The 12,902-nt window shown below is 63.1% G+C and carries 12 protein-coding genes; 3 read left to right on the top strand and 9 right to left on the bottom strand.

Features of this window, described 5'->3' with window-relative positions:
* Positions 1-10: 10 nt before the first annotated feature.
* The gene (locus ON753_RS25245; RefSeq protein WP_265966700.1) at positions 11-1,042 is read right to left on the bottom strand and encodes a Gfo/Idh/MocA family protein; all 1,032 of its coding nucleotides are present in this window, start codon (positions 1,040-1,042) and stop codon (positions 11-13) included.
* A 141-nt stretch (positions 1,043-1,183) separates the two neighbouring features.
* Between ON753_RS25245 and ON753_RS25240 the strand changes: the two genes are divergently transcribed.
* Entirely contained in the window at positions 1,184-2,203 is a 1,020-nt protein-coding gene (locus ON753_RS25240; RefSeq protein WP_265966698.1) for a LacI family DNA-binding transcriptional regulator, read from the top strand.
* 171 nt (positions 2,204-2,374) lie between these two features.
* Positions 2,375-3,358 (top strand): LysM peptidoglycan-binding domain-containing protein, encoded by a 984-nt coding sequence (locus ON753_RS25235; protein WP_265966697.1) that lies wholly within the window; start codon positions 2,375-2,377, stop codon positions 3,356-3,358.
* Positions 3,359-3,369: 11 nt separating this feature from the next.
* On the opposite strand, the gene ON753_RS25230 is transcribed toward ON753_RS25235, so the two are convergent.
* Genes ON753_RS25230 through ON753_RS25205 form a run of 6 tightly spaced genes read right to left on the bottom strand, consistent with a single transcriptional unit; the run spans position 3,370 to position 9,418 of the window.
* Complete coding sequence (locus tag ON753_RS25230; RefSeq protein WP_265966695.1) at positions 3,370-4,431, bottom strand: ABC transporter ATP-binding protein; 1,062 nt, start codon at positions 4,429-4,431, stop codon at positions 3,370-3,372.
* A gap of 12 nt (positions 4,432-4,443) precedes the next feature.
* A complete protein-coding gene (locus ON753_RS25225) occupies positions 4,444-5,286 on the bottom strand; it encodes a carbohydrate ABC transporter permease (protein ID WP_265966693.1) in 843 nt (280 codons plus the stop codon).
* 7 nt (positions 5,287-5,293) lie between these two features.
* Positions 5,294-6,223 carry a carbohydrate ABC transporter permease gene (locus tag ON753_RS25220; RefSeq protein ID WP_377047206.1) on the bottom strand — a complete coding sequence of 310 codons (930 nt, stop codon included), beginning with the start codon at positions 6,221-6,223 and terminating at the stop codon, positions 5,294-5,296.
* Positions 6,220-7,476, bottom strand: coding sequence for an ABC transporter substrate-binding protein (locus tag ON753_RS25215; protein ID WP_264417314.1), 1,257 nt, complete (start codon positions 7,474-7,476; stop codon positions 6,220-6,222). The genes ON753_RS25220 and ON753_RS25215 overlap by 4 nt, the downstream gene beginning before the upstream one ends.
* A 48-nt stretch (positions 7,477-7,524) precedes the next feature.
* Complete coding sequence (locus ON753_RS25210) at positions 7,525-8,688, bottom strand: aminotransferase class I/II-fold pyridoxal phosphate-dependent enzyme (RefSeq protein ID WP_265966692.1); 1,164 nt, start codon at positions 8,686-8,688, stop codon at positions 7,525-7,527.
* Positions 8,681-9,418 carry a FadR/GntR family transcriptional regulator gene (locus ON753_RS25205; protein ID WP_265966691.1) on the bottom strand — a complete coding sequence of 246 codons (738 nt, stop codon included), beginning with the start codon at positions 9,416-9,418 and terminating at the stop codon, positions 8,681-8,683. The genes ON753_RS25210 and ON753_RS25205 overlap by 8 nt, the downstream gene beginning before the upstream one ends.
* A gap of 496 nt (positions 9,419-9,914) precedes the next feature.
* Between ON753_RS25205 and ON753_RS25200 the strand changes: the two genes are divergently transcribed.
* Positions 9,915-10,037 carry a hypothetical protein gene (locus ON753_RS25200; RefSeq protein WP_264417310.1) on the top strand — a complete coding sequence of 41 codons (123 nt, stop codon included), beginning with the start codon at positions 9,915-9,917 and terminating at the stop codon, positions 10,035-10,037.
* Positions 10,038-10,179: 142 nt separating this feature from the next.
* Here the strand turns inward: ON753_RS25200 and ON753_RS25195 are convergent, their stop codons facing one another.
* The gene (locus ON753_RS25195; protein ID WP_265966687.1) at positions 10,180-11,832 is read right to left on the bottom strand and encodes an ABC transporter ATP-binding protein; all 1,653 of its coding nucleotides are present in this window, start codon (positions 11,830-11,832) and stop codon (positions 10,180-10,182) included.
* A 2-nt stretch (positions 11,833-11,834) separates the two neighbouring features.
* Positions 11,835-12,899 (bottom strand): ABC transporter permease, encoded by a 1,065-nt coding sequence (locus ON753_RS25190; protein ID WP_323054786.1) that lies wholly within the window; start codon positions 12,897-12,899, stop codon positions 11,835-11,837.
* Between the last annotated feature and the right edge of the window lie 3 nt (positions 12,900-12,902).

The following is a 12,902-nucleotide window of genomic DNA, read 5'->3' as shown; positions in this document are numbered from 1 at the left end:
GGCTGTCCTTTCAAATAAAAATCTCGACGACCTGGTTGTCCTCGGCGCTTTGAATTGCGGCAAAGGTCATCGCCAGGGAACGGATGTTGTCGGCGGAGTCGGTAAGCGGCACGCTGCCCCGTTCCCGGGCATCCAGAAAATCGGCGATCACGCCGGCATGGCCGTCGCCGCCGAAAGGTTCGGCCAGATCCGGAACCTCGATGCTTTCCAGCGGAAACAGGAAGCCTTCCTTCGTCTTGACGATTTCGGCGCGGAACCCCTCGTTGCCGTCCCAAAGCAGCGTGCCGCGCGAGCCGACGATCCGCCAGGACGCCTCCCAGCTTGTCGGCGCGCCCTCCGCGCACCACGAACCGCGATAGGTCATGGTCACGTCGTTCTCGCATTCGAAGATCGCCACCGCGCTGGCCCCGTGGCGGTACCAGGAATGGACGGGATTGCTCTCGTGACAGAAGACCCGGGTCGGCTCCAGGTCGGCGACGTAGCGCGCCGCGTCGAACGTATGGATGGCCATGTCATGCAGGAGCACATGGGCCATATCTTCGCGAAAACCGCCGAAATGCGGCGCGATGAAGAAGTCGCAATGCACCTCGGCGACCGTTCCGATGGCGCCGCTCTTCAGGAAATTCCGCGCCCGGCGGATGCCTTTGAGAAACCGCCGGTTCTGAATGACGGCATGCAGCCTGCCGCTCTGCCTGCGGCTCTCAAGCAGCGCCTTCGCATCCGCGAGGGAATTGGCCATCGGCTTTTCGGACAGCACATCGCAACCGGCCTGAAAGGCGCGGGCCACCACATCGTTGCGCGCGGCCGGAACGACGATGTCGAACACAAGGTCCGGCTTCAGCCGGGTGAGCTGGTCCGCCAGGTCGCTGCCTGCGGCCGCGTTGACGAAGCCCGAGCCCTGAGCCCGCCTTTGCGCCAGTTCGCCGTCCAGATCGACGAAGCCGACGATCTCGACGCGTTTGCCCCCGGCGTTGATGTCTTGTAGCGCGCGCAGCCAGCCCTCGGACATGGCTCCGCACCCCACCATGACGGCGGTATGCATGAACTTCCTCCCTTGATACGCAAGCTGCGGCATTTCGGTCATCGCGCTTCCGTAAACGTTTACGACGCTAGATTATGTTGGATCTTTGTGTCAAGAAGTTTTCGTAAACGTTTTCGGAAAATGCATCAGGAGCCCTCGTCGTTGAACATCAAGGACCTCGCGCAACATCTTGGCATCTCGATCGGAACGGTGTCCCGGGCCCTCAACGGCAAGCCGGACGTCAATGCCAGGACGCGCGAGCGTGTGCTCCAGGCCGCCATCGAACTCGGCTACAGCGCCAATGCCTCCGGACGCTCGCTGCGCCGGGGAACGACTCAGACGATTGCCTTCATGCTCGAGACGGGAAAGTCGGAGCTGCGCAGCGGCGACAATTTCTTCATGCGCGTCATCGATGCCATGCAGGCGGAACTGGACAGCGAGGGCTACGACCTGATCATCCTGCCCTGCCATTCCGCGACGGATCCGACCGAGTTCCTGAAGCGCGTCATCGCGCGCGGCTCCGCAGACGCGATCGTCGTGACCGCGACCCTGAAGGACGATCCGCGGATCGAATTCCTGCTGAAATCGCGGCTCCCCTTCCTGACGCTCGGCCGGTCGCGGCTGGAGGACAAGCATCCGTGGATCGATCTCGACTTCAAGGGCTTCGTCGATCAGACGGTCCGCAAACTGGTCGAACTCGGTCACGAGCGCATCGCCATAACGGTGCCGCCATCCGGGTCCAACATTGCCAGCCTGCTACGCGGCGCCTATGAGGCCGCGCATGCCGAGCATGGGCTGCGTTTCGATCCGGAACTGATCTTTGCCTGCGAGGTAAGCGAATACGGCGGCAACCAGGTGACGCGGCAGATCCTGACGATGCCCGACCGGCCCACGGCCCTGCTGCTCAATTACGAAATCATGGCCTTCGGGGTCTATGCGGCGCTGCGCGAGGCGGGTCTGTCCCCGGGCACGGACCTGTCGGTCGCCGCGATCCGGCGCAGCAAGCAGCTCCGCTTCCTGGACCCGCCCGTGACGGCATTCGACATCGACCTGGAAGACCTCGGCCGCACGCTCGCCCGGGAAGTCCTGAAGGTCCTGCGCGGCGAGGGCCCCTTCGCCCGCCTCATCTGGCCGGCGTCGATGATCCTTACCGACAGCTTCGCCCCGCCGCCAAAGGTGTGAGCGGCTGACGATCCGATCCTGCTTCCCGCCCAAGGCCGGAACCCGCGCGGCGCGCAAAACGTTACGTCGCCAACCAGGCCGGCGCCCGCGTCCGGCAACGGCCGCCGCAGCGGCCAGAGGCAGACCCACGGCGCGGAGCCGGCGCTCGAGCCAGAACAGGGAGCGTGCAAAATGGCAGGGTGCCTCTCAACCTCCACCGGAATGCTCGCGGCGTTTTCCGTCGTCATCCTCCTTTCCGGTGCAAGTGCCGGGGCGCAGAGCCCCTGCGCCGGGGAATACGTCATGCAGCCGGGCGACACCTTGCAGAAGGTAACTCAGCAATGCCGGGTTGCGTTGCCGGAACTCATGGCCGCCAATCCGCAGATCGGCAACGTGCGCAACATCGCCGTAGGAACCCGGATCAATATACCCGGAGCGACCGGCGGTGACGATGATGCGCGGCTGCCGCATGCAACCCGGAAGGTTGCACCGGGCGACACGCTCTTCTCGCTGGCCGAAAGCCTGGGAACCAGCGTCGATGCGCTGCTGGAGGCCAATCCGGACCTGGAAATGGACGACCTGCCGGTCGGCCTTACCATTCGTATCCCGAGATTCGCGCCGGGCGGGCCGGATGGTCCGATCGCCAAGGACCCCACGATCAACGTCCAGCCGCGGGCGGGCGGGCCCGGCACGCCCATCACCGTGAGCGGCGACAACTACCTTCCCGGCCAGACAGTCCAGATCGGTGTCGGGCCGCCGGAATCGGAATGGCGCTCGCTCGAGCGGACGCGGGTGCAGGCCGGCGGTGAGGTGGAGGCCCGCGTGCGGATACCCGAGAACGCCGCTCCCGGCGAGGATCTCGTCTTCGTGATCCACACGAGGGACGGCCGCACAGAGGTCAGCGGGCCGGTCCAGGTCGTCGAGCAGCGCGACCCTGACGCACCCGACGACGGTGCCGGCATGCGCACGGTGGAGGGACGGCTTGCGCACGGTGCGGAATGCATGCAGATCAACACGCCCAATGGCCGCAGTTACAGCCTGACCGGCACCGGATCCCGGTTCAAGGCCGGCGACTACGTGCGCGTGAGGGGTGAAATCGCCGAGATGTCCTTCTGCATGCAGGGCGAGGCGACGATCAATGTCGAAAGCATGGTCCGGGCGGAGCCCCTGGAATAGGCGTCCGCACCCTACCTCTTCAGCCGGTAGCCGTCCGGACCGAACAAATGGGCCTTTTCAAGATCCAGGGCGATATGGACCGGCTCGCCCGCCTTCAGCGGGAAGTGGCCGTGCTGGCGCACAAGCATCTGGCCGATGCCCGGCACGCTGGCGTGGATGTTGGTGTCGGATCCCAGATGCTCGACGAGCTCGGCAACGCCGGAAAGATGCGCGGCCTCCGGGGCAACGACATTGAGGTGTTCCGGGCGCACGCCCAGTTCGCACGCGCGTTGCTGGCGCGCGCCAAGCTCCAAGTTCAGCACCGTGCCGTCCTTCAGCCGGATGCCGCCCTCCGCGCGCTCTACCTCCAGCATGTTCATGGTCGGAGAACCGATGAATTGCGCCACAAACCTGTTCGACGGGCGCTCGTAGAGATCAAGCGGCGTGCCGACCTGCTGGATCTTGCCCGCATTCAGGACGACGATCCTGTCGGCCAGCGTCAGCGCCTCGACCTGGTCATGGGTGACGTAGATCATCGTCGCCTTGAGGCGCTGATGGAGCCGCGCGATTTCCAGGCGCATTTCCACCCTGAGGGCGGCATCCAGGTTCGACAACGGCTCGTCGAAGAGAAACGCGCTCGGATCGCGCACGATCGCCCGTCCCATGGCGACCCGCTGCCGCTGCCCGCCCGAAAGCGCCTTCGGCAGGCGCCCGGTCAGCGCGGACAGACCGAGCGTCTTCGCCGCAGCTGCCACCTTACTCAGCCGTTCCTCGGAAGGCGCTTTGCGGATTTCCAGCGAAAAGCCCATGTTGCGCGCCACATCCATATGCGGATAGAGCGCATAGGACTGGAACACCATGGCCATGTCCCGGTCGCGCGGCGGCACCTCGTTGAGGCGTTTGCCGTCGACGCTGAATTCTCCGGCCGTGATCGGCTCAAGCCCGGCGATCATGCGCAAAAGGGAGGACTTCCCGCACCCGGAAGGGCCGACCAGCACAATGAACTCGCCATCCTCGACCACCAGGTTGATGTCGCGCATGACTTCGACGGAACCGTATGACTTGCCGATGTTCTGCAGCTCGATGCGTGCCATGGAACGGGGCTCCTATCCCTTGACGGCGCCAGAGGTCAGCCCCTGGACCAGGTAGCGCTGGATGAAGATGAAGAACAGGCAGGACGGCACGAGCGCCATCACGCCGGCGGCCATCATCTGCCCCCAGTCGACCGAGAATTTAGACACGAAGGTCAGCAGTCCCACCGGGAAGGTCATCGTGTCGTTGGAATTGATCAGCATGAGCGCGAACAGCAGTTCGCTCCAGGCAGCCGTGAAGACGAAACCGAGCGTTGCCCCGAGCCCCGGCAGGGTCAGCGGCAGGACGATTTTTCTCAGGGCCTGGAAACGGGTGCAGCCGTCGATCATGCCGGCCTCCTCCAGATCTTTCGGGATGCCGTCGAAAAACGACTGCATCAGGAAGGTGGCGAAGGGAATGTTGAACGCCGTGTAGACGACGATCAGGCTGGTCAGCGAATTGAGCAGGCCCACGGCCGCGACGATCTTGTAGATCGGCGCAATGATCATCAGGAGCGGAAACATCTGCGTGATCAGCATGAGTGCGACGACCAGACGCTTGCCGCGAAAATCGAAGCGCGAGAAGGCATAGCCGGCCATCGCCGCGACACAGGTCGTGATCGCGGCCGTACCGAGCGAAACGATCACGCTGTTGCGGAAATAGGCCAGAAAGTCCGTGGCAAGGAGAACGGTCCGGAAGTTGTCGAACGTGAACCGGCTCGGGATAAGCGCCGTGCCTTCCGAATAGATCAGCCTGTCCGGGGTCACCGCGATCTTGGCGAGCCAGTAGAGCGGGAAAAGCGCAAATCCCACATAAAAGGCCAGGGCCAGGTATTTTCCGGTCACCGCGAGGGGCGTGCTTTGACGAAGGGATCTCATGGCCACCTCAGATCCTGACAAGCTTCCGGCGCAGCACCAGAAGGATCATTGCATAAAGGAGCAGCACGCCCAGAAGCGCGACGGCAATGGCCGAGGCATAGCCGAAATCGAGCCGGCGGAAGGCGGTCGTGAAGATGTAGGTCGACAGGATCTGCGTGGAATTGGCCGGCCCGCCTCCGGTCATGACGAAAATGAGATCCGCGAAATTTGCGATCCAGATGGTCCGCAGCATCACGGTGATGGCAATCATGGGCGCCAGGAACGGCAGTGTGATCTTGGTGAACATCTGCCAGGCCGTCGCACCGTCGATTTCCGCCGCCTCGTAGAGCTCGCCGGGGATCGACTGCAGGGCCGCGAGCAGGGTGATGGCGAAAAACGGGACACCGAACCAGACATTGGCCGTGATCGGTCCCCACATGGCAAGGTTCGGATCCCCCAGGATGTTGAAGGGCTCCGACAGAACGCCGAGGGCTGCCAGCCAGTGCGGCAGCGGGCCGATCGTCGGATTGAACAGCCACGCCCAGGTCAGCGCCGACAGGAAGGTCGGCACGGCCCAGGGCAGGAAGACCAGCGCCTGGACGAGCCGCTTGCCATAGAATTGCGTGTTCAGGATGAGGGCCAGTCCAAGCCCCAGAAAGAACTGGAAGACGATCGACCCCAGCGTCCACCAGAACGTGTTCGTCAGAGCCAGCCAGAACTTGTTGTCCGCCCACAACGCGCGGAAATTCGCAAGGCCCACCCAGCCCGTATCGAACGGGCGCAGCAGGTTGACCGCCTGAAAGGCGTATGAAATGCCGATCACCAGCGGAACCAGCATCACCAGCGCGATCAGCAGGATCGCCGGCGACAGATAAAGATAGGGCTCCACCATGGTGCGGAAATAGAAGGATGGCCGCGCCCGGGTACCCCCGGGCGCGATACGTTCCACCGCAGTCATTGCTGGGCTTTCCAGCGGGCGTATTCCTCCGTCAGGAACGCGGCCCAGGTATCGGCGAGCTGCTGCGCGCTGATCTGGCCGAGCAGGGCTTCCTGACTGGTTTCCAGGGCGATGGAATCGGCAAAGTAGCCGAACTGCTCCAGATAGGTCGGCATCACGGTGGGAACATATTCCTCGCCGTTCAGCGTCTCGAACCAACCGGCGAACTGCTCGGTGCGGAAATGGGGATCCTGCTCGGCGCCTTCATGGATCGGAATGACGCCGACGCGCTTTGCCCATTCCTTGTTGGCCTCGGGGCCGGAAAGGTGCGCGATCAGCTTCCAGGACAGGTCCTGGTTCTCGGAGCTGTCGAACATCGCCCAGCCCGCGAAACCGATCGTCGGGAAAGCCTTGCCGGCGGGTCCGACCGGCATCGGCACGACGGCGAAATCCTCCGCATCCATCCGCTCGGCAACGGCGATCAGGGCATCGGGATCCTGGTCGAGGAACGCACAGGTGCCCGAATAGAAGCCGGCGACGATTTCATTGAAGCCCCAGCTGACGGAATCCTTGGGCGCATAACCCTTCTGGTACATGTCGATCAGGAACTGGAGCCCCTCGACGGATCCTGGCTGGTTGAGCGTGCTCTGGCCGTTTTCGTCGAAGAAGGTGTTGTTACCGTTCATGGTCGCGGCCATCATGATCCAGCCGTTGAGACCGCCCGGTCCGCCGCGCAGGCAATAGCCGTATTTGCCGTCCAACTCCGAGACCGCCCTGGAAGCGTCCATGAATTCCTCCATGGTGCGCGGCGGATGGTCGACGCCGGCCTGCTCAAGCAGCTTCTTGTTGTAGAACAGGGCGCGCAGATAGAAGCCGTAGGGAATCATCCGGGCCGTCTTGCCGTCCGTCTGCCGGGCCATGTCCAGGGTCTTCTGCGTCAGCGTCCCGCCGTACTCCCATTCGGCGATCCGGCTGTTCAGGTCGACAAGCCTGTCCTTGTAGATGCCCGCCCACCGGTCCGGCATTTCCACCACATCGGGAATGTCGCCGCCGGCCACCATGGTCGCGAATTTCTCGAACGCCTGCCCCCATGGCAGCGAGACGATTTCCACCTCCGTTCCCGGGTTGTCGGCTTCGAAGGCCTCCACCTGTTTGCGCAGGACTTCCGTGCGCTCCGGGCTTGTGATGACCTCCACCAGTTTCAGCGTTTCGGCCTCTGCCGCAGTCCAACCGAGAAATACCAGTCCGCTGATCGCTCCTATTAGTCCCCTCATAGTCTGCTCCGCTCTTCTCTAGGTTTTAGTTGGAAGGCGCCGGGCTGTTTACCGGACGCTTTCTCTCAGGGCCGCTTCGAAATCGGCCCAAAGGTCGTTGGGGTCTTCCAGCCCCAGGCTCAGGCGCACGAGCCTGCCGGAGACGCCAAAGCGCTGCATGGAATTCATTTCGCCCGCCTGGCGCAGGCCGATCTGCACGGGCAGGATCAGACTTTCGAAGCCGCCCCAGCTCACCCCGAGCCGGAACAGTTTCAGCGCATCCGCAAGGCGGGGAATATCGATGCTCTCGTCCAGTTCCACCGACATCAGGCCGGAGCGCCCGGTCAGTCCGGGGACCATATTGGGACCCGGCGAAAGGACCGCCGTCACGCTGGGATGGCATGACAGCCTGTCGACGAAGAAATCCGCGCTCGCCTGGTGCTGGCGCATGCGGGCACCGAGCGTGCGCAGGCCCCTCGTCAGCAGAAACGCCTCGAAGGGCGCCAGCTTGCCGCCGAGCAGCGGCAGGCTCAGGTCCCGGATCCGGTTGACGAGCTCGGCGCGGGCCACCACCACCCCGGCCACAGTGTCCGAATGGCCGGAGATATATTTGGACGCCGAATGAATGACGATATCAATACCGAGCGTCAGCGGCCGCTGAAACAGCGGCGTCGCCCAGGAATTGTCGACAGCCGTCAGGGTCCCGTGTCTCTTTGCATGGGCGGCCACGGCGCCGAGATCCATGGCCTGGAAGACCACCGAATTCGGGCTTTCCAGATAGGCGAGCTTCACGCCCGCCAGGAGGTCCGGATCCTTCTCGAATGCCTCGACGGGATGGTAGCTCACCTCCACGCCGAACGGCCGCATCAGCCGTTCGAAGAGGCGATAGGCATCCGGATAGACATGTTCCACGCAGGCGATCCGGTCGCCGGGCCGGACAAAGGCGAAAACGGTCGATGAGATGGCCGCCATGCCCGAGGCGAAGCCGACCGCCGCCTCTCCCTGTTCGGCCGCCGCAACCAGGTCTTCAAAGGCCGCCACCGTGGGATTCTGGACGCGGGTGTAAAGCGGATCGTTCGACCGCCCGGCCATCCGGTCCTCGAACGCCTGGTAACTGTCGAAGGTGAACAGCGATGTCTGTACAATCGGCGGCACGACGGCCCCGCCGGCATCCTCGGCGGCAGCCGCCAGCAAGGTATCGAGCGAAAACCCGTCCGGGCCGGACTCAGCCATCATGTGCCTCATGTGCCTCGGAGATTTTCTGCGTCTCGGCGCAGACCATGTCGATGATGGTGCCGGCCAGTCCGGCGGCCGCATCCTCGTCACCGGCGATGATCGCGTCGGCGAGCGGGCGGTGCAGCGGGATCGACTCCTGGCCGAGATGGGGCTTGCCGAACGGTGTGTCGTAAATGTCGTGGAAGCACTTCTGGATCTGGTCGATGAACTGACGGAACAGGGGATTGCCCGTCGCATCGTGAATGGCATAGTGAAACCGGTGGTCGGCCGGGCGCCAGTCTTCGCCGGCCTCGTAAACGGCCATCAGCTCGGCGGCGCGCGCATTGATGAGTCTGCGCTGGTCCGGCGTCGCAAGGCGGCAGGCGATCCGCACGGCCTCCATCTCCAGGGGACGGCGCACCTGAAGCATGCGCAGGAGACTGTTCGCCTCGTGCTTGATGGTGAGCGCCACGCGCAAGGTGTTGCGGGAGATCTCCGCCGTGAGCCTGGTCCCCGCCCCTTTGTTGCGGCTGACGACGCCCATGCTTTCCCAGGTTTTCAGCGTCTCGCGAATGGTCGAGCGGCCGATGCCGAGGCGCTGCACCAGCGCCAGCTCGGGCGGCAGTCGGTCGCCGACCTTGAGCCCGTCGTCCTCGATCAGCTTGATGAGCGCATGAGGTACGTCCCGGGGCCCTTTTGCCGGAACGGTTTCGATTTCGACCCTCTTTTGCGGTGATATTTCCGACATGAACCGACGCCGACCCCACTTCTGCTTCCATCAAACGATATCACTATGTCTGACATTGTAAAGACTATGTCTGACATAGTTTTCGGGAAAATCGTTTCGGGCAGCAACCGGCTAGGGAACTTTCCCCGTTAGGGCGGGTTGAAAAAGGCCGGTGCGCGCAACATCCGGCGTGAGGAGGCCGGTTTCGCGAAGAAAAAATCCGGACACCAAGAAGAAAGCCCGGTGGCGGCACCGGTAATTTCACCAAGGCAGATGGACCGGATGGTCAAAAAAGCCATGTAAGGAGTGCCAGTTCAAACGGAATGATGAGAAAAATTGCAGGAAATGACCTTGAATATCAACAACTTGAAAGACCTGCATTCCGTGCATTCCAGACATGCAAAATAGGAGGGGTCTTCTTGAATTCCGTCATTGAATTCTTAACTTTCGTAGGTTAGTTGTCGCCGAAAGTCAGACACCATCATCCCAGCCAAGGCTGGGCCTTCAGGAGGTCGCCATGACCCGTGATGAGCTTATTCGTGAATACAAAGTACACAGTGGAACATGGCCGGCGCTGGTCGGCGTCTACGCTCTTATCGTGGGCACCATGGTCCTGTCCGGCTATATGATGGTCGGCTGATCGGCCACGCGCCTGCAATCAGCCGAACGAATACCAAACACCCCCGGTCTTGCGAAGACCGGGGGTGTTGGTTTTTGCCTTGCGGCCAGCCGTGACAAGTCCGGACTGAGCGGCCGGCCCCGGATTTCCCGGAGCCGGAGCCTCAGACGTTTGCGCTCTCGCCGATCTCGTCGACGCCGCGTTCCTCCAGCAGCGTCGTGAGCCAGTTCGGGTCCATTTCCGGCACGGACGACAGCAGCAGGTCCGTATAGGGATGGTGCGGCGGCGTGAACATTTCGTCCTTCGGCCCCTGTTCGACCACCCTTCCCTTCTGCATCACCACCACCTCATCGGCAATCGAGCGCACCGTTGCCAGGTCGTGGGTGATGAACATATAGGCGAGGTTCAGCTCCTGCTGCAGCCTGTCGAGCAGCTTGAGGATGCCTTCCGCGACGAGCTGGTCCAGAGCACTGGTGACCTCGTCACAGATGATGAAGGACGGCTCGGCCGCCAGGGCGCGGGCAATGCCGACACGCTGCTTCTGTCCGCCGGAGAGCTCCGGCGGGTAGCGGCTGTAGTATTGCGACGGCTCCAGCTCGATGAGGTCGAGCAACTCGTCCACCCGGCTCTTCAGGGCGGCGCCATGCAGCCCGCTGTAGAACTGCGCCGGACGGCCGATGATGTCGCTGATGCGGATTTTCGGGTTAAGCGCCGTGTCCGCCATCTGGTAGATCATCTGCGCCTGGCGAAGCTGTTGCTTTGTCCGGTCCGTGTATTTGGGCGGCAGTTCTTCGCCGTTGTACAGGATCTTGCCCTTCGTCGGCGGCAGCAGCCCCGTGATGCAGCGCGCCGTCGTCGACTTGCCGGATCCCGATTCCTCGACGACGGCAACCGTCATGCCCGGATAGATGTCGAACGAGACGTCCTCGAGCACCTTGGTCTTGCCGTAGGCAGCATCGATGCCCTGAACCGACACGATCGGCTTGACGTCGGGCCCGGTCGGCCGCGCCTTTTGCGGGCGTTTGAAGCTGCGCACGGCCCACAGGCTCTTGGTGTAGTCCTCCTTGGGCCTGTCGAGCATCTGCTCGGTCGGCGCCTCTTCGACTTCCTCGCCCTTGAGCAGCACCTTGATCGTATCGGCCATCTGCGCCACGACCGCCAGATCGTGGGTGATGTAGATCGCGGCGGTGTTGAACTGATCGACAATGTCCCGGATCGCGGCCAGAACCTCGATCTGCGTGGTCACGTCCAGCGCCGTGGTCGGCTCGTCGAAGATGATCAGATCCGGGCGGCAGGCCATGGCCATGGCGGTCATGGCACGCTGCAGCTGGCCGCCGGACACCTGGTGCGGATAGCGGAAGCCGATTTCCTTCGGGTTGGGCAGCCTCAGGCGATGGTACAGCTCCATCGCGTCTTCCTGCGCCTCGACGCGCTTCTGGATGCGATACTGGATCGGCGCTTCCGTATGCTGGTCGATGATCCTGTGGGCGGGGTTGAACGAAGCCGCAGCCGACTGCGCCACATAGGCGATCCGCGAGCCGCGCAGGGCCCTCAGGTCGCTTTCAGAGGTCGTCGTCAGCTCCATCCCGTCGAACTCGATCGAGCCGCCGGAAATCCGGCAGCCGTCGCGGGCAAAGCCCATGGCGGCCAGGCCGATGGTCGATTTTCCGGCACCCGATTCCCCGATCAGGCCCAGCACCTCGCCCTTGTGCAGGGTAAGGTCGACCCCGCGGACGATCTCGATCCATTTCTCGTCGGAATAGCCTTCGATGCGAAGGTCCCTGATTTCGAGCAGTACGTCTCTTTTCGGCACCATGCTCAAACCTCCTTCAGTCCGGATGTGCGGAACAGCATCCAGTCGACGACGAAGTTCACCGCAACCGTCAGCAGCGCAATGGCTGCTGCGGGAATGAGCGGCGTCAGTTCGCCGAATGATATCAGCGTCGCGTTCTCGCGCACCATCGAGCCCCAGTCCGCGGTGGGCGGCTGAATGCCCAGGCCGAGGAAGGAAAGGCCGGCGATCAGCAGGAACACGAAGCAGAACTCCAGGCCGAACTCGGCAATCAGCGGGGCGGTCGAGTTCGGCAGGATCTCCCTGCGGATAAGGTACCACGTCCCCTCCCCGCGCAGCTTTGCCGCCTCGATATAGTCCATCACCACCACGTTACCGGCCACCGCCCGGGTGAGACGGAAGACGCGCGGCGAGTAGATCACGGCGATAACCACCACGATGACGAACAGGTTGGTCCCGAAGATACTGAGCATCAGCAGGGCGAAGATCAGCGACGGCACGGACATGATCACGTCCGCGGCCCGTCCCATGAGCTGGTCGAACCAGCCGCCCTTGGTCGCCGCGAGGAGGCCGGCGAAGGCCCCCATCACGAACGCCATGGCGGTTGCCAGCAGGGCGAGCCCGACGGAGTTGCGCGCGCCGTAGATGATACGGCTGAACATGTCCCTTCCGAGCTGGTCGGCGCCCAGGAGCAGGGTCTCATCGGCCGGGGCGAAAGCGGACGATACCACTTGCGCCTCCCCGAACGGGGCAATGACCGGCGCGAAGATCCCGGCAATGGCGTAGGTGAAGATCACGAACATGCCGAATGACGCTGTCAGCGGCGCGGTTCGCAACTCCTTGCCAACGCCTTCCGGAGCGATGATGATCAGGAATTCGCGGAACGCATAGGACGTCCCCGCGGCCAGCGCCAGGAGCCCCGCAGCGACGGTGACGAACCACAGGGCAGGCACCCCGCCGATGATCCCCATGATGAAGGATGCCAGGGTGAGCGAGAAGATCAGGACGAATACTTCCCGCTTGTTGAAATAGGCTGCCAGACAGGATGCTCCGATCAGCAGCGCGTAATAGCCGACGACAAATGTGCTCATATC

Source organism: Roseibium salinum, assembly GCF_026240905.1.
Lineage (GTDB): Bacteria > Pseudomonadota > Alphaproteobacteria > Rhizobiales > Stappiaceae > Roseibium > Roseibium salinum.
The sequence above is the reverse complement of the archived record's forward strand: the minus strand, read 5'-3'. Positions and strand labels throughout refer to the sequence as shown.